At 40.1% G+C, this 16842-nt stretch carries 13 protein-coding genes; 4 read left to right on the top strand and 9 right to left on the bottom strand.

The window, feature by feature from the left end; all coding sequences use genetic code 11:
* Window positions 1-21: 21 nt before the first annotated feature.
* Complete coding sequence (hpsB, locus tag IQ230_RS19565; protein ID WP_193933930.1) at window positions 22-717, bottom strand: hormogonium polysaccharide secretion pseudopilin HpsB; 696 nt, start codon at window positions 715-717, stop codon at window positions 22-24.
* Window positions 714-5948 carry a hormogonium polysaccharide biosynthesis protein HpsA gene (hpsA, locus tag IQ230_RS19560; RefSeq protein ID WP_193933929.1) on the bottom strand — a complete coding sequence of 1745 codons (5235 nt, stop codon included), beginning with the start codon at window positions 5946-5948 and terminating at the stop codon, window positions 714-716. Before hpsA (IQ230_RS19560) ends, hpsB (IQ230_RS19565) begins: the two co-directional genes overlap by 4 nt.
* A gap of 270 nt (window positions 5949-6218) precedes the next feature.
* Here hpsA (IQ230_RS19560) and IQ230_RS26895 point away from each other — a divergent pair, with 270 nt between their 5' ends.
* The 4 genes from IQ230_RS26895 to IQ230_RS19540 all read left to right on the top strand — a co-directional run bounded on the left by IQ230_RS26895 (window position 6219) and on the right by IQ230_RS19540 (window position 7476).
* The gene (locus IQ230_RS26895) at window positions 6219-6413 is read left to right on the top strand and encodes a hypothetical protein (protein ID WP_228055158.1); all 195 of its coding nucleotides are present in this window, start codon (window positions 6219-6221) and stop codon (window positions 6411-6413) included.
* A gap of 143 nt (window positions 6414-6556) precedes the next feature.
* Window positions 6557-6757 carry a hypothetical protein gene (locus IQ230_RS19550; protein WP_193933928.1) on the top strand — a complete coding sequence of 67 codons (201 nt, stop codon included), beginning with the start codon at window positions 6557-6559 and terminating at the stop codon, window positions 6755-6757.
* A gap of 73 nt (window positions 6758-6830) precedes the next feature.
* Complete coding sequence (locus IQ230_RS19545) at window positions 6831-7079, top strand: hypothetical protein (protein WP_228055157.1); 249 nt, start codon at window positions 6831-6833, stop codon at window positions 7077-7079.
* A gap of 196 nt (window positions 7080-7275) precedes the next feature.
* The gene (locus tag IQ230_RS19540; protein WP_193933927.1) at window positions 7276-7476 is read left to right on the top strand and encodes a hypothetical protein; all 201 of its coding nucleotides are present in this window, start codon (window positions 7276-7278) and stop codon (window positions 7474-7476) included.
* Between the two features lie 325 nt (window positions 7477-7801).
* On the opposite strand, the gene IQ230_RS19535 is transcribed toward IQ230_RS19540, so the two are convergent.
* The 7 genes from IQ230_RS19535 to hpsA (IQ230_RS19505) all read right to left on the bottom strand — a co-directional run bounded on the left by IQ230_RS19535 (window position 7802) and on the right by hpsA (IQ230_RS19505) (window position 16333).
* Window positions 7802-8209 carry a type II toxin-antitoxin system VapC family toxin gene (locus tag IQ230_RS19535; RefSeq protein ID WP_193933926.1) on the bottom strand — a complete coding sequence of 136 codons (408 nt, stop codon included), beginning with the start codon at window positions 8207-8209 and terminating at the stop codon, window positions 7802-7804.
* Window positions 8206-8439, bottom strand: coding sequence for a hypothetical protein (locus IQ230_RS19530; RefSeq protein WP_193933925.1), 234 nt, complete (start codon window positions 8437-8439; stop codon window positions 8206-8208). The genes IQ230_RS19535 and IQ230_RS19530 overlap by 4 nt, the downstream gene beginning before the upstream one ends.
* 45 nt (window positions 8440-8484) lie before the next feature.
* Complete coding sequence (locus IQ230_RS19525; RefSeq protein ID WP_193933924.1) at window positions 8485-8676, bottom strand: hypothetical protein; 192 nt, start codon at window positions 8674-8676, stop codon at window positions 8485-8487.
* Window positions 8677-8765: 89 nt separating this feature from the next.
* Complete coding sequence (locus IQ230_RS19520; protein WP_265576240.1) at window positions 8766-9311, bottom strand: type IV pilin protein; 546 nt, start codon at window positions 9309-9311, stop codon at window positions 8766-8768.
* A gap of 17 nt (window positions 9312-9328) precedes the next feature.
* Complete coding sequence (hpsC, locus tag IQ230_RS19515) at window positions 9329-10297, bottom strand: hormogonium polysaccharide secretion pseudopilin HpsC (RefSeq protein WP_193933923.1); 969 nt, start codon at window positions 10295-10297, stop codon at window positions 9329-9331.
* 24 nt (window positions 10298-10321) lie between these two features.
* A complete protein-coding gene (gene hpsB / locus IQ230_RS19510) occupies window positions 10322-10951 on the bottom strand; it encodes a hormogonium polysaccharide secretion pseudopilin HpsB (protein WP_193933922.1) in 630 nt (209 codons plus the stop codon).
* A 36-nt stretch (window positions 10952-10987) separates the two neighbouring features.
* Window positions 10988-16333 carry a hormogonium polysaccharide biosynthesis protein HpsA gene (hpsA, locus tag IQ230_RS19505; protein ID WP_193933921.1) on the bottom strand — a complete coding sequence of 1782 codons (5346 nt, stop codon included), beginning with the start codon at window positions 16331-16333 and terminating at the stop codon, window positions 10988-10990.
* Between the last annotated feature and the right edge of the window lie 509 nt (window positions 16334-16842).

Below are 16842 nucleotides of genomic sequence, written 5' to 3'. Positions count from 1 at the left end.
TCATCGCCATTCGTATTCCTACTAAAGTTGACAACCACCAAGGCGATCGCATAAATCTTGTAATCGTGTTTCTGAAGTACTAATTTCGGTGGTGATTTCCATCAGTGGGGCTTTGCGATCGCCTAATCCTGCGGTAAAGGTTGCTTGGGTTCGTCGGGTATCCACATCACTTTTGACAAGAGGTAAACTATCATTAAAAGCATCAGCACGATAAACTCTTACACCCAATAAATAACCTTTTGTAGCATCTGTAGATGTTGGCGTGGTGCTGCGAAATGCTTGAACAACTAAATCGCGTACACTGTTGCTACTACAACCTGCTGCTTCATCAAAATCAATACAGTACAAACTCAAATTTGGAGAATTTTGACAGTATGGATAATCTGGTGCTGTGGGAGTGCAATTTGCTAAACTACTAGCAGGTGGAACCGCAGCATCATTGAAGGTAACGCGCTGGGCGTTGAATTGTTGGGTAGCACTGGTAGAATCAACTTCGTTCAACACGATGGTGTGATTAGGCGGTAGAATTGTGCCATTTCTAATACCATCAAGATAGGTTTTTGCTGCTTGAGTTGCGAGTTCTACTCTACGGGCTTGTACGCGGTTGCCGACAGAGAGTACCATGACAGGTGCGATCGCACTCATCAAAATTCCGACAACGACGATCGCGACTAAAGCATCAACGATTGTGAACCCATCTTGTGAACGAGAAATCATGGCGTGAAGTTAGTTTGGGTGTCTTGGTAAGCATTTAATGCAGGACAACTGCTGGGGCGATCGCTTTCATCCACTGCGTAAGTATAATTATTACCTGAACCTTCTGCTGCACACAGCAACGTTTCAATCCAAGGATCGTCGCGATTAACTTCGCGAATAAATTCATTAGCTGAAGTCAAGCGCGGTTGCGTGAACTTTTGGGCGAACAAATCTGGCGATTGTGATAAAAGTGCAACATCAAAACTCCATTGTCGGTTTGGTGCAGTGAAATAAGGTAGCGTACCGCCAAATTGACCATTATTCGTTCTATACTGCGTAAATCTATAGTCAAAAACGCTTAAACTGCCGTCATTTGCTGTAGACTTACTCGATAATATAGGGGCAAATGGTGCTGTAGCATAGGCACTGCGATGTAGTTGAATAAAACTACCTTTGATATTTAACGTTCTGTTACGCCAATTTTCTAGTAATCGGACAAAATTTTGTAAACCTGCGGGTTCTTCTCCTGGACGACTAGGGCTATTTCCTGAGACAAATACAGCATTGACAGTTGTATCATTTTCTGGAGTTTGCAACCACGCATCTTGCAGATCAGCGCTTCCGCGATCTAAGTTACTTCCCCTAGGGGAACCATTAGGACTATGAACTTGCAAAACAGGAATCAATAAGGGTTGTTCATCTGAAGTGATTGCAGTGATTTTACTTCCTTCAGTAAAGTTTTCTCCTTTCTCAGGTAGATCTCGAAATCCAAGTAAACGCCCATTAATTTCGACATTTTTTAATGTAGGAGTGCTAGCGCCATTATTTAAGAAAGTCCCTGCTAGCGAATGTCGTTTATCATCAGCAACTTGATTGACAACTAAATTTCCATTAATAACCCAAAAAACATTATTAGGGCTAACTCCGACTAATTCTATATTTACTCCATGATGATCTTTTCCTCCACTACCAAATTGTAGTTGTCCTGTAGTATTTCTAATAATAAATATTGAGTCTTCTTGACCTACTAATCTAATTGTTGTTGCAGCTACATTATTAGTAGGTATTCTTTCGACATTTATGTCAGCAACATTGATGATTTGGCTATCATTAGCAGTGATAATTGTTTCTCTTCCAGCTTCAAAAGTCCCCTGTTGTATTGCTGTGACAATATCATCAGTTACATCCGTGTCTGGATTCAGATTTCTTAAATCTTGATACGCCGTTTGAATTTGGTTTCGGACATCTGTTCCGCATTCACTTGGTAATATTTGCAGCACTTCTCCGCTGATAAATTCGTATTGCCTGAAGTATCTACCTGACATTGTACAAATTGTATAGCTAGAAACAGGATTATTTTCTGGTAAATTCAAATTGATAGCACCAATATCAGGAGTAGAAGGTGAAATAAGTTGAGTATTTGGTGTATATGCTAAAGGCTGATCGTTTTGATAACTAGGCGCATTATCAGGTTGCTCAGGATCGCTTGTTGTTCTAAACCATAAAGCATTATTTACTGGCTTCGGGCGCTTAGTGTTATAAGTATTATAAGGAAAGAAATCAACTTCATCAGAGGAATTAATTCCTAATGGTATAGGAGTAGAAATATTACCAAATTCTGAGAGTTCTAGTGTACCTAATTCATTACGTTGAAATGCGATTCGCCGTGGATAACGTCTATCTTCTGGATTGAGTGCAGGTCTAGCTGTTGTACCTGCAATTAAGCTAGCAGCTTTTGCTCTTTCAGGTAAACTTGCAGCTTTTAGATTTCTATCATTTTCATATCCTACTACCCAATCATTGGGCTTACATTCTGATACAGGAAGTTTACGACAAATTTCCATAACGTACTCAGGAAAAGTTGTCCGGCGTTGAATTGGAGTCACACCATTATTTAAATAAGAATTTCTACTTCTATTATCAGTTTGTCTATTAACACTAGTAGCAAAGCTATTATCGACAAAGCCAACTTTCTTGCGTTGTGTAGTAACTGAATTGCCAATATGATTATTTAGATCGTAGTCTCCATCATTCCGAAACCCGTCAACAAAGCTATTAGATAATACTGTAACTGCATCAGAAACAATAGTTGCAGGACGCCATTGATCGCCATTATTTCCACAACCTGGTTGTCCTCTTCTACAAGCGAAATTTCTATCAAAACTTGTATTACGAGTATAAAAATTCGTCCAATTTGATGTTAGCCGTTCTAAAAACTCTTCGGTAGGAGTTCGGGTAATAGGCTGTTGGTGTAAATTAAAGTCCCCCAAGATGTATGCAGGTAAATTGGTGACAAAAGTTAAGCCTTTTTCTACTTCTCGGTAATTCTCTTCTCTCGATAAATTACTTCCATTGATTAAACGAATTCCATTTGGGCGACGAGTTGGATCGAGAATAAAATCAGTAGCGCTGAGTAGTTTTTCGCTACTTCTGTCACTCAAATCTGCTAAGGCATCATCGCGGCTGGCATAGATAATGCCACTATTAGGTAATAGATACTCTTGAGATCTCTCGTTACCAATTTCTGTTTCTGCAAGTAAACCTAAATCAATATCAGTGACGCGAACTTCTAAGGGTTGGCGCTTTTCTAGTTCTAAGTCATAGTTTCTTAATGATTCATCTTTATCAATAGCTTTGATTTCTCTAGCATCTAAAAAAGTAGCTTCCTTAATCGCGCCATGCGGAATGATAGGATTTCCTACAGGAGAAAGACTATTATCTAAAATTCTAATCGCACAAATTGCCGTATCAATTGCTGAATTATCTGCTAGCGATCGCGTTCGATTATCGTCAATTTTAACTAAAGCATCGCGCAATGGTTGATTGGCAACTCGCCCATTTGGAAAAATCAATCTTGCTTGAATATTAAGTTGTTCTCGATACTGATTAATTGCGGCTTCTCGACCACCATTATCATTATACGGAGACGGATAAACAACACCATTATTCGATCTACCATTTGCAGGCTGCGTGCCATCAATAACCCCACTAACATCCGGTAAATCAGCTAAATTCCTTGCAGTCGTTGCACTTGTAGGATCGTAGTAACTACTAATACACACTGTAGGAGTTCTTTCAACATAATCTGTTCCGGTATACCTTGAATCTATGTAATGATATACTGCTGTCGCCCGCATCTGAAGATCGCCTTTTTTGCTGCCATCTTCAGCATTACCTGTCATTGGTAGCAAATCAGACCAAACAACAATATTACGATCGCTGCTAAAAGAACGAGTTCTAAAAGCTGGTGGTTCTGTTACACCTTCTTCTAATTTCGGTTCAGGTAAAAAAGAAGCAGCGCGATCGTAAATTCCTGCACCTGTAATAATCCGTAAACCACCTGCACCTGTTAAGGTTGTCGAAAGTTGTTGTGCAGCTGCATTTTCCCAAAATCCATTTCGTTCGAGTATCCTTCTATCAGGAAGCGGTAATGTTTGAGTTGTGCGATAACGCGGTTGAGTATTCGGGTTATTCCAATTGACGCCGTTAGCAAACAACTGCTTTTCATTAAAGCCTAAAAAGAAATTCCCTGTCTTTTTCCAAAAAGTCGGCAGATTATTACCAACAGCAATGCGATCGCCTACATAACTTTCTTTACCTTCTTGTCGCTGTTTTTCTGGTTGCGTCTGCGGTAAGTTATACTGATTTAGCGTTAATTGAGTGTTTATTTGTGTCGGTTCGCGCCACTCTAGCGGTGGTTCAATAGTATCGCGAGTAAACACGCTGGTATCAATGCCATCATTATCAAAATCATATTGTTCTAAAGCACTCCGGCGATCGCTTGTCGCAACTTCAGCATAAGGTACGCGACGAGTTATATATTTTAAATAAGTCTCGATTTGTTCGCCTAAGACATCCCAAGCATTTAAACTACTTCCGCGTTGATTGTTACTATCTGCGATCGCTGCTGCAAATCCTGCTTTAACTTCTGAGGGATACTGTCTGACAGATGCAACACTTTCTACTGTTGGCGGAATCTCATTTATTGTGTTGCGGCGTTCAAAATTGGGGTGATAATCTAACGCTGTCTGCTTCATCAAAGCAATTCGATGATTATAAGCCGCATCGTTATAACTAACTTGTGTCCCACCTTGAGTCGTTGTCGATTTAATGTTGCGATCGAGTACTACTGTTGTGGGATTATTACCAAATCCATTGAATAAATCGATATTTACTGCTGTGCGATCGCTTGTATCCGCCGCATTTCCTAAACCAACATTTCCCCCGACGGTGATTTTGCCGTTTTCTTCGTTATAAAAACAAGAATATTGACTGCTAACTTGATAAAGTTGGGTAGTTGTGTTGTTTTGACTGCCGACTAATAAGTTACCATTTGTCGCAATTCTGCCATTTAAGCGAAACGTAGAATCAGGAGTAATTTCTAAGTCGTTTTGAAACAGCGCTGCATGATTTCTTAATGGGTTGCGACTGCGATCTTGTTGAAATTCCAATGCATAGAAGCTGCGATTTCCACGATAAGCTTCATAACTGTTATTATTTGGCGGGTTTGTAATAGGAACAGTTGCAGTGTAAACAAAGAAGCTTTTACTAAGTTGTCCCTCAGCTTGATACCATCCAGAGTCACCTAAAGAGCGATCGCTATTACCAAATACATTTTCGCATTCTCTCCCCAACAACTCACCCTGCATAGGTGGCGTTCGTGCTTGCAAAGGATTTCGTGCTTCTTCTGCGGTACCGCTGCGAAAATAAATGCCATAAAGTGTATAGCTATCAAATCTACCATTACCGTCGGTATCAACAGGAAATTTCCAAGCCGTTGTTAGAGTGTTACCTTGGTTACGATTATTAGTATCCTGCGCAAGTGTTAAACGAGTTTCATCACCAAGAGTGTAACTGTTACGATTTAAGGCGTTTTCTAGTTCGGTATCGGTTGGCGTGACTTGTGGTAGTGTTTGATCGATCAGTAAAGCATCAATTTTTGCTCTAGCGCGATCAAGTGCAGGAGTTGCAGCATTTAAAGCGGCTTCACTCACTCTCAAGTTACTTGCAGTACGCGATCGGTCGAACGATCGCACTAAAATTGCAGTCGTCAGCAGTACAATCACCAACGACACCATTGCCACTGTAGGCAAGACGAATCCTGAGGTAGCAGTCCTTTGCCGCATCACGATTAGACTACGTAGCAGCCATTGTCTTTGTAGTTGCGATCGTCTCTGGCGCTGAGAAGAGCGCAATCGCTGCCCATGCTTTAATTGATTTAGGATGGCATTGTTGTGCTTACCAGTTGACATAACTGCTTCCTTGCCACAAGCTGAAATATTCTATCGCTGAATTGAAAAGCAAGTTTGTTGTGAAGGCGATTTGGTAGGTTGAGCTTTACATTGGATAGTATCAATTAGTGCTTAAGAAAACCACAGTTATTGTAGCGTTTAACGAAGAACTGCTGTGAGGGCGATCGCATTTATACAAAATCTTTACAGAGTATTTTTACTCAATGTTTACGGTTGCTACTAGTACGGGATAGTCTAAACTATTGTTGTGCTTTTAAATACACGCGGTATATGGCAAAGTTACCGAACGCAACTCTTGTAGTTATTTTTAATCTACAAATCCAACTGTTAGAACAAATTGACGAGGCAACTGCTGTAGAGTTTGCACTTTTTGAACACTTTGGCGAAGAGGAAACGATTCCAGAATTAAATGAAATTCGCAATATTTATAGAACGAGCAGACACGTATTATTCTCGTTTTTCTAAACTCTGCGGCGAATTTATGAGTCCCAACCTGCGGCTTCTAATGCTACTCTAGATTGACTTACTCTGTTTATTGAGCAAGCACAAGCTACTATTGACGCAATCAAAGCAAGCATTCAAGAGATCAAAAATAATTGGAATTTGCTATGAGTAATCAACCAAGAGTTCCTAACCTAGAGACAAGAGTCAAGTCGGTTTCCAAGTTGCGCGAACTCGTTAAGCGTATGGATAGTCACATTTTAGACTTAGAGGAGTTCAACTCTCGTCTAGAAGCAGATATTCGCAATAGTCCACTGACTGCTTACCGATTGGGTAAAATAGAACGCGCAACTGATGAAAAGAATTAACCTCTAATGTTTTCATCCAATTGGAATATGCGATCGCCTACTTGCAAGGCGAAATCAGCCCAAGTAAAATAAAATGGAGCGTATGACTTCAGGCAAGATTATCAGAGTTAGTAAACCACTGAAAAAGCTAGCAGAAGAACCTCAATCAGTTTTTCAAGATGAGCAACAGGTCAAAACCGATGTTGATGACATTGAACTAGATATAGAACAGCCCACCCCATTGGTACAGCTAGAGTCTTTGGTAGAAAGCTATCTAGATGAATCAGTCTACGGCAGCGGTTGGAGTGTAACTGAGTTACTTAATGAGTTTAGTGATATGTAAGAGAATTAATTGAAGTGTTTGAAATACCGACTGAACTTCAATGGGAGAGATTGTGTAGTTTAGTAGCCGTTTTATCATTGACTCGGAGATATATCTGCAAAATGGAAATAACAGGAGGATTTCTCTACGTAACAACACAATCATGCGATGCAGACTACCAGCAAATCTACATTCTTGACACGCAAGGAGAACTGCTATGAACTCAACAGAGATAATGTACTTGACTCACGACCAAATTCCTGGTTATGTAGAGAGCCAAGTAACATTAGGACGCGATCGAGCAACTGTAATTAAGGAAATTGCAGCGTTGCGAAGTGATGTCGTACTGCTGTCAGTACATGACGATCAAGAGACTTTTAAAGCAAAAGTTAAAGCTGCTTGTAACTTAGCACAATAACGATATACAAAACTAGCAACCTTGGGTAGCATTTCGATAGCACGATCAACCGAGCAGCCTTCGTTCACGTATTGCAACTCAAATTCATCTAATACAACTTAGTTGGATCTTTGGATGCAAGTTGACTGATAGTAGCCGCTAGCCTGGGGAGAAACATCTGTTGCTCAGTTGAGAATTAACTAAGTGGAAAATACGGTTTAAACGCTCTTCACTTGTCCACTTGTCTATATGAAGATCGCTAATTTGGATAATGTGATATTGCTCAAATTTTGCTGCTAGATAATGTAATTTGCATAAGCGATCGCTATATTCTGCAATTTTAAGTTTATTCTACTTCCCAATCTTCTAGATTTAAATCTGATACTCTGCTAAATTCGCGGGTATTATGTGTTACTAAGGTTAAATTATTTGTTAGTGCGATCGCAGCAATTTGTATATCATACGGACCAATCGGTGTCCCCAGTGCCGCAAGTTTAGCGCGGATTTGACCAGATACTTTAGCTGCACGTCCATCAAAAGGTAAACTAATAAACTCGCTAAAAAAGGCTTGCAAAAGTTCCAAGTTTCTTTCTCTACGCGAACTTTTATAAGCGCCGTAGTAAAGTTCTAGTTTAACAACATCGCAAAGGATCACCTCGGTTGGAGCAAGCGAAGTCAATCGATGAAAAATAGGTAAGCTACGGCGACTAATATACCCAATAATATAAGTATTAGTGTCCAGCAAGTAAGTCAATCGAATGACTCCCGCGATTCAAATTCGCCTTGGTCTTCTCGTACCAAGGGTTCTCCTTCCCAAGCACCAAAAGTTTTTTCAAAAAAACCAGGAGACCAACTACCTTCTGGTACTGATTTTACAGCTTGGACTGTCAGTGTAATTTCTAAGTCAGCATCTGTCATTCCTACAGGAACGTCTAGATGTAAAATTCCATCTTCCCCGACGTGAGAGTGTAATGTAATTTGCATAAGCGATCGCCATCTTCAACTTTATATACTGTAGAACACTCCAAATCAATCTGGAGCCGTCGTTTCCTGTTGTTCTACTGACATTTTCGGAATTTGCGCTGCTTCTAGAATAACTACTTTACCATCGCGCCAGATGGCGATAGATTCTCCGAGTTTACGGTGACGTTCAATTGCTTGGGCGATCCTAGCTTGTATAGCTGGAGTAATTTTGCTAGATAACCGTTGATGTTCATTCATTTACGTTGCAAGAATTTATTATTTGCAATCATATTTAGCATCTTTATTGACTTACCTAAAATATCACAATAGCTATGTAAGAAAATAACTTAACTAGAAGAACACTTATTATCTTTAGCAGTTCGCATACCTCCTATCAAAGTAGAGACTATCACACAACGTTTTAGTTGATTGTTATTGCGAGTAGATAGTGTAATTTTTCCTATTTGACCATTTGGATTTGCTTTGTGATTAAATACAATTCTCCAAAGATTATTTGTATTATCAAAGAATAATGTAGTGTCATTAGGATCTGTAGAGTTAAGTCGCGTCGCAACTATGCGAACATTTTGATCTAAGCTTCGCCAATCTGTTGTAGTGGGCGTGCTGCTTACTTGATGAACAGCCCATTGAACAACTCCATTATCTTGCCTAAAGCTAGCTTGCCAATTTGATTTATCTCTTTTGGCGTTTCTTTGAGCATCACGCATAGCTTGGTAAAGTTGATCTTGGGCAATATTGAGGCGACGAGTATCTAGAAAATTTAGCCAACTGGGAACAGCGATCGCAGCTAGTATGCCAATTACTAATATCACCACTAGGATTTCTATCATGGTGAATCCTTGATTTAGTTTATGTGGCGATCGCTTTAACATCATCAATATAATTAAGTTTATTCAACTCCAAGAAAACCGCGTCCTTTTACTTGAATTGTTGCACTTGGAAAATAAGCAGATTGATTTGTACTGAATGTAGTGTTATTTCCTAAACGTGCTAATGCATTTCCTCTGATGTATATTTGTGCAGAAGTTGCAGCTGAATCAACACAAGCATAAAATCCACCTGGTAAAGTTGCTGCAGAGGGCACTCTTTGCATACCTGTAGGGCAAGCCTGTGGCGTTAAGTTACTGTGATCTACATAATCAATTAAAGTAAGAACATTGGTCGTATAACTACCACTTGCTTTTGTCCAACGATTCATCTTTTCTTTAAGGCTGCTACCAGTGACACTCAAGTCAAATAACTGAAAACCTGCACTAGTAGATTCGTTTGTAATAAAGTTAGGTGTACCATCACTGTTTGTAGGTGAAGTGGGATTTCTTACACCATCTCGAATTTCAAATCTTCCAATACGAGCAGCGCTAGACCAAGGCTGCGTACCAGTATTGCCTTTAATTAAGTAATAAGCAACTAGGGAATAGACAAAGGTATCGTCCTTGACAGAGCTACCAGATACGGGAAGAATACCTGGTCGATGATCGCGTTTCCAAAACACAAGAACTGGTACACAAGTTGGTGTTGTACTTCCACAATTGCCAGTAGCAGATACAGGTGGAATTTGATTTTTAATTCCTACAGGAGTGTCAGTTGAGTTTTTGTCTAAGCCATCAGCATCATAAATGTATACTGCTTGTTCTAAGTCTTGAGTAATGTAGTCAAGCGCTGACTCAATTTCTTGTTCGGTAGTTGCTTTCGCTTGTTCTTTGCGATCGCTGTCCATAATATTAAGAGCAAACGAGAACAAAGGTGTTATGACTAGCGATGCCATTAGCATACCCACGAGTAGTTCAGTTAGGGTAAAGCCGCTTGTCTTTCTACTCTGATGAGATTGCTGGAATAAGAATTTTAGTGATTTTCTCATGTTATGGCTTCCCTGTTTGCATGACTAACATCCACCAAGGCGATCGCAGAAATCTTGAAATGTCGTTTTAGCTGTGGTAATTTCTGTTGTCATTTCCACTAATGGTTTTTTGCGATCGCCTAGCCCACCAGTAAAAGTTATCTGAGTTTGTCTTGTGTTTCGGTCACTTGCTTTAAGAGAACCACTATCACTGAAACCATCAGCCCTATATACTCTCAAACCTAGACGGTAGCCTTTATCAGCATCAGTCGATGTTGAAGTTACACTGCGAACAGCTTGAATAACTAAATCTTTAGAACTAGTACTACTACAACCTGAAGTTTCATCGAGGCTTACACAATGCAAGCTTGCTAAACCTTCTGCTGAGGCTGTAGGAGGATTAACGTCGTGTAAAAAGTATTGAGTTGAACTACGTTCAACGGTTGTGCTAGGAGGAGTAATTGTACCGCTTCTCACACCATCAATGTAAGTTCTTGCGGCTTGAGTCGCTAATTCTACTCGCCTTGCTTGTACTCTAGTTGCAACCGAAAGCGCAATTGCAGGAGCGATCGCACTCATTAAGATGCCAACTACAATAACAGCCATTAATGACTCAATAATCGTGAAACCTGATTGGTTTTGATTAAAATATTGCTTTACTCTGCGTTTAATCATTATTATCCACCTAATTTAAGTTCTAACTATGTTTTATTAGTCGTTATATGAACTCAGAGATGGACAACTTGTGGGGCGATCGCTTGGATCAACCGCATAGGAGTAGCTTGTTCCAGATCCTTTCGCTGCACACAACAGAGTTTCAATCCAAGAATCATTGCGATCAACTTGTCTGAAAAACTCATCAGGAGGGTTTGTAGGCTGTTGAGTGAATTTTTGAGCAAATAGATCGGGTGACTGAGATAAGATTGCTACATCAAAACCCCATTGCCAAGTTGGTGCTTTGTAGTAAGGTAGAGTACCATTAACAGGTGTACCGTTTTGAACTTTGTAGACTGTAGGTATATAGCCAAAAATACTAAGAGAGCCATCATTAGCTCCAGATTTACTAACTAACACAGTTGCAAAAGGTGCTGTAGCATAGGCAGTTCGTTTAAATTGAATAAAACTGCCTCTAATGTTAAGTGTTCTTTGAGCAGTATTCTGCCATGTTTCGATAAAACGCACAAAGTTATGCAAGCCTGCTGATTCTTCTGCTGGGCGACTCGGACTATTACCTGACACAAAAACAGCATTCATTGTTGCGTTTGCTGCTACTCTTGATAGCCATTCGCTTTCTAAGTTGCCATTAGTTGGTAAAGAATCGCTACTAGTAGAAGGAGTTCCTTCGGGGCTATGAATTTGTAATATTGGAACTAAATACGGTTGTCCATTGGAAGCGATCGCATAAACTTTACTATTAACGAAGTTCGGAGCTGAGGGAACACCGTTAGGTCCTAATATCCGACCGCCATCCTCGAAGTTTACAGTTTCCCATTTAGGACTACCAGTAGAATCAGTTATGAAAGTACCAACCATTTTATGAGGTTTAGTAGGATCTACTGCATTCCAATGGACGTTAGCATTTATTGCCCAAATTACATTATTTGGCTCAACTCCTTCTAATTGAACTTGAATACCACAGTGACTACTTCCACCACCAAAACTCAGTTGACTATTTGAGGGTTTTCTCAATACAAATATTGAATTTTCATTACCCACAAGCTTAATAGTTGTACAAGCGGTACTTGTATTAAAGTCTCCTCCTATGTCAATAACATTAATAGCTGCTTGAGATAGTACAAGAGGGTTACTCGTAAAGATAGTGGTTGTTCCAGCAGCAGCAGGAAATGCCCCAAAGGTTCCAGTTCGTATAGGTTCAACAATATTATCTGTCACAGAAGAATTTGGATTAAAGGTAGTTGTATTGACTAAAGCGTTACGCACTGCCGCTATTTGAGCTAAAGTTGCACTAGGACAACGATCTAAGTCAATATCACCAGGTCTTTCAATCAAAAACTTTTCGGTAGATCCTTGTTTATTTTCGTTTGTACAAATTGTGTAGTTAGACGGTGCATTTCCTTCAGGCAAATTGAGACTAGGAATTCCTGGAATCTCAGGGGTAGGGGGTGAAATTATGCGAGTAGTGCCTATGTATGCTAACGGTTTATCAGTTCTGTAACTAGGGTTATTATATGGTTCGCCACTTGTATTATTTGTTGTCCTAAACCAAAGAGCGTTCTTTACTATCCTTGGAGATTTGGCGCTGTATGTGTCGTAAGGAAATTCATCAATATTACCACTAGAGTTGATTCCTAATGGTATAGGTGTAGCCTTGTTGTTCCATTCCTTAAGTTCAAGCGTGCCATTAGATCTGCGTTTAAAAGCAACACGGCGAGCATAACGTTGTAGTGTAGAAGATGCAGCTTGTGCTGTTGTGCCTGCTTGATGAGTAGCAATACTAAAGGTTTGACCAATAGCACTAGTCGCTTTTGTACCGCTAGAATTAATTACCCAATCAGCAGGTTGGCATTGAGAAACAGGTATTTTTGGGCAGTATTCCATCAAATATTCAGGAAAATCAACCCGCCGTTGGATGGGTGTTACTCCATTGGTTAAATAAGAACCAACATGGCTGCCAGTAGTTTTATCGTACGGATAGACACTGGAGCTTGTATTACTTGCAAGCCACCAAAAAGCACTGGTAACAAAGTTATTATTCCAAAAGCCATTGCGGAGACGAGAGCGAGTAGCAGAGCTACCAGCGTTATTATTTAGGTCATAATCTCCTTCACTGCGAAAACCATCTCTAAAACTATTAGAAAGTAGAGTAATTGCATCAGAAATTATCGTTGCAGGACGCCATTGATCGCCATTACTACCACAACCAGTTTGTCCAGGACGACAAGCAAAGTTATTATTAAAAGGTTTATCACGATTATAAAAATTACCCCAATTAGAATCTAGAGTCTCTTCAAACTCTTCAGTAGCTGTACCCGATCCTGGCTGCTGGTGTAGATTAAAATTGCCTCTAACGTAAGCAGGTAAATTAGTGACTAGAATTAAGCCCTTTTCTTCTTCTCTATAATTATTTTCTCTTGCTAAATTACTGCTGTTAATTAAGCGAATACCATTTGGGCGACGAGTAGCATCAAGTCTAAAATCAGTAGGGCTAAGTAACTCTCGTTCAACACTTGTATCACTTAAATCAGCTAAAGCATCATCGCGACTCGCATAGATAATGCCGCTATTAGGTAAGATATACTCTTGCTTGGTTGAGGAACCAATCGATCTGGCAGCCAATTGACCAATATTGAGATCAGTTACTCGAATTTCTAAGGGTTGGCGTTGCTCTAGTTCTAAGTCGTAGTTAGCTGGAGTTTTATCGATTGCTCTTACTTGTCTGGCATCGAGGAAAGTAGCTTCCTTAATTGCACCATGAGGAAGTACAGTGCTATTAGGTGTGAATATGTTATCAGTTAAAATTCTGAGCGCACAAATTGCTGCATCAATTGCTGAATTTTCAGATAAGCTTAATGGTTTAGTCGTATCTGCGAGTTGTCCGCTTGTGTTGAGTTTTTGTAAAGCTTGCTGCAATGGTTCATTAACAATGCGTCCATTAGGAAACATCAGTTTTGCTTGAGCCTTTAACTCTGGCAAATAAGTTGCGATCGCCGCGAATCTAGTAGTAGTGTAGGGAGGAGGATAAACTACTCCATTATTCGATCTTCCATTTGCAGGCTGCGCTCCATTGATAACACCACTAACATCGGGTAAACCTGTTGGATTCCTAGCTGAAGTTGCGTTTGTTGGATCGTAGTAGCTGCTAACACAGGCGATCGGAGTCTGACTAGTTCCCGCATTACCTTTATAGTGATAAACAGCTGTTGCTCTCATGCGTAAGTCCGGTGGCGCAGTAGGACTATTCGCACCGCCAGTCATTGCCATCAAGTCAGACCAAACCAAGTTGTATGGAGTTGCTGTAGACTCACCTGCTAAACGTGGTGCATTTGGGATAGTGCCACCGGAATCTAGAGTAATAGGCTTAGGTAAGAAAGAAGAAGTGGATAAAGCCGTGTAAGAAGATGAATCATTGCGATAAATTCCTGCTCCAGTGATTACCCTTAGTCCGCCTGTGTTGGCGCTACCTAGTGGTTCTTGAGCCGCAGCATCTTCCCAGAAACCATTTCTGTCAGATATTCCTATATCAGGTAAAGGAACTACTTGAGTAGTACGATAACGTGGTTCATTAGTTGGACTTGTCCAATTGATAGTAGTGCCAAGAAACTGCTTTTCATTACGTCCAGTAACATACTTGCCATCTTTTTTCCAGAAAGCAGGAAGGTTATTGCCGACAAGAATGCGATCACCCACATATGTTTCCTTGCCATCTTTTTTTTGCTGCTCTGGTTGAGTCTGTTCTAATTTAGCAGTAGTAAGAGAAAGAGGACTGGTATTTGTAATTTCACTCCAAGCATCAGGCGGATCAATCGTACCTGATGCAAAAACGGATGTATCAATGCCATCACCATCACTGTCGTACGAACCTAATGCACCTGTACCATCAGGCGCTGCAATTTCAGAATAAGGAACACGCCGAGTACGATTCTTTAAGTAAATTTCGAGTTCTTGTGCTAAAACATCTTGCGTATTTAAGCTACTACCTCCAGATGCTTGAATCTTGGCTTTAAATCCATCTTTCACCGCTTGAGGATACCGAGATACTCCATTAACGCTGCTGATTGTTGGTGGTGGGTCAATCTTATTTGTTGTAGAGCTATAGTTTCCGTGTAAGGAAAGTGCTGTCCGTTTCATTACAGCAATCCGTCTGTTATAAGCAGCATCGTTGTATGCTACTTGTGCTCCACCCTCAATATTTGTAGATTTATTGCTACTGTTTATTGTGGCAGTACCAGGATCATTGCCAAAACCTTTGAAAAGATCAACAGTAACCTCATTTTGGTCTGAAGTATCCGCAACGTTTCCAGTTCCTACATTACCACCAACAGTAATTTTACTGTTCTCTTCTTCATAAAAGCATGAATTTTTGCTACTTACTTGATAAAGCCTAACTACAGTGCTATTGCGTCCACCAATGAGCAAGTTAGCATTTGTAAAGACTCTACCATTCATTCGGAAAGCCGAGCCAGGAGTTAATTCAAGATCATCCTGAAACACAGCTGCATTATTACTTAGAGGTATAAGACTTCGATCTTGCTGATACTCTAAAGCAGAAAAGCTTTGCTTACCTTTTTCATAGTACTTATTATTGTCAGGATCATCAGGAGGAGGCTCAGTAATTGGAACAGTCGCAGTGTAGACAAAGAAACTCTTAGTCAGCTTGCCACCAGATTTATACCAACTAGAGTCACCTACCAAACTAGCACTAGTACCAGCAGCATTCGCACACTGATTACCAATATTACCACCCCTCATTGGTGGAGTTCTTGCCTCTAGAGGATTTCTGGCTCTATTAAATTTCCCATCACTGCCACGAGTGGGACTACGAAAGTAAATACCGTAAAGAGTATAGCTATCGAACTTGCCGTTATTATCTGTATCGACTGGAAATCTCCATGCAGTTCTTAAGGTATCATCATTTTCTATTACATCGGGAGATGTTTGAATACCTGCAACTCCATTAATATCTTTAACCAGTTTCAAACGCTCTTCATCGCCGAAGCTATATCTGTTATTTGTCAGAGCAGTGTATAAAGCAAGATCAGAAGGCGTTGCCCTTGGTAGTGTAGGATCTGCAAATAAAGCATCTAATTTTGCTCTAGCGCGATCAAGTGCAGGATTAGCAGCGTTGAGTACAGCTTGATTGACTCTGGCGTAGGTAGCGTTTTTGGAGCGATCAAAAGACCGAAAAACTATCGCTGTGGTTAGTAATACAACTACCATTGACACCATAGTGACTGTTGGCAACACAAAGCCAGCATCAGCAAGATTATTTTGTTTAGTGATGACGACTAAACTACGCAGAAACCACTGTAACTGAGGTTTAAAGTTCGTCTGAGATAAGAAACGCTGGATGGCTTTATCTTGCTTGTGACGTGACATGACTGCTTTCCTGCTAAAAATAAAAACTATTTCCTCAACAAAATGACGAGCAGCACGAAACGAACTTGGAATTATGCCAAGTGTGATTAATATAAACTTATGCAGCTATGTGTAATGAGTTCCCCTATCTAGGATTCGCAATAACGCACTGCTTCACTACTCTGTACAGTCTTAACAAGTCAAAGCTTTGATATTCCACCGCAGAACTACGATATCGATAGAAATTACTAGATAAATTTTTTCCGTAAATTAACGTACAAAGTAATTTCAATAAAAAGGTATTACAGCATTCTGTTACTTTGATACTCAATTTAAAAAAAGCGATCGCCTTCCTATCCCCTATCTATAATTACATCCTGAAACAGGACTTCTAGAAGGAAGTTACAGCCTATTGCAGTTTTATGAGGCACAGTAGCAACAGTGAGTAAACCAGTTTTTCAAATGCACGGGATTAATTAAATCGAGTGCAGTGGCAATGAGAAGATCAACCCTGAATGCAGTAGTTGGGG

Origin of the sequence: Gloeocapsopsis crepidinum LEGE 06123 (assembly GCF_015207655.1) — a bacterium.
GTDB classification, from domain to species: Bacteria; Cyanobacteriota; Cyanobacteriia; order Cyanobacteriales; family Chroococcidiopsidaceae; genus Gloeocapsopsis; species Gloeocapsopsis crepidinum.
Note: the sequence above shows the minus strand (reverse complement) of the source record. Positions and strands in the feature narration are given on the sequence as shown.

What these genes read in the sequence shown, in the direction of transcription:
- hpsA (WP_193933929.1), bottom strand. Translation starts at nt 5,948, where the DNA reads ATGTCAACTGGTAAGCACAACAATGCCATCCTAAATCAATTAAAGCAT.
- IQ230_RS19540 (WP_193933927.1), top strand. Translation starts at nt 7,276, where the DNA reads ATGAACTCAACAGAGATAATGTACTTGACTCACGACCAAATTCCTGGT.
- IQ230_RS19520 (WP_265576240.1), bottom strand. Translation starts at nt 9,311, where the DNA reads ATGTTAAAGCGATCGCCACATAAACTAAATCAAGGATTCACCATGATA.
- IQ230_RS19545 (WP_228055157.1), top strand. Translation starts at nt 6,831, where the DNA reads ATGGAGCGTATGACTTCAGGCAAGATTATCAGAGTTAGTAAACCACTG.
- IQ230_RS26895 (WP_228055158.1), top strand. Translation starts at nt 6,219, where the DNA reads ATGGCAAAGTTACCGAACGCAACTCTTGTAGTTATTTTTAATCTACAA.
- IQ230_RS19550 (WP_193933928.1), top strand. Translation starts at nt 6,557, where the DNA reads ATGAGTAATCAACCAAGAGTTCCTAACCTAGAGACAAGAGTCAAGTCG.
- hpsB (WP_193933922.1), bottom strand. Translation starts at nt 10,951, where the DNA reads ATGATTAAACGCAGAGTAAAGCAATATTTTAATCAAAACCAATCAGGT.
- IQ230_RS19530 (WP_193933925.1), bottom strand. Translation starts at nt 8,439, where the DNA reads ATGCAAATTACATTACACTCTCACGTCGGGGAAGATGGAATTTTACAT.
- hpsA (WP_193933921.1), bottom strand. Translation starts at nt 16,333, where the DNA reads ATGTCACGTCACAAGCAAGATAAAGCCATCCAGCGTTTCTTATCTCAG.
- hpsB (WP_193933930.1), bottom strand. Translation starts at nt 717, where the DNA reads ATGATTTCTCGTTCACAAGATGGGTTCACAATCGTTGATGCTTTAGTC.
- IQ230_RS19525 (WP_193933924.1), bottom strand. Translation starts at nt 8,676, where the DNA reads ATGAATGAACATCAACGGTTATCTAGCAAAATTACTCCAGCTATACAA.
- hpsC (WP_193933923.1), bottom strand. Translation starts at nt 10,297, where the DNA reads ATGAGAAAATCACTAAAATTCTTATTCCAGCAATCTCATCAGAGTAGA.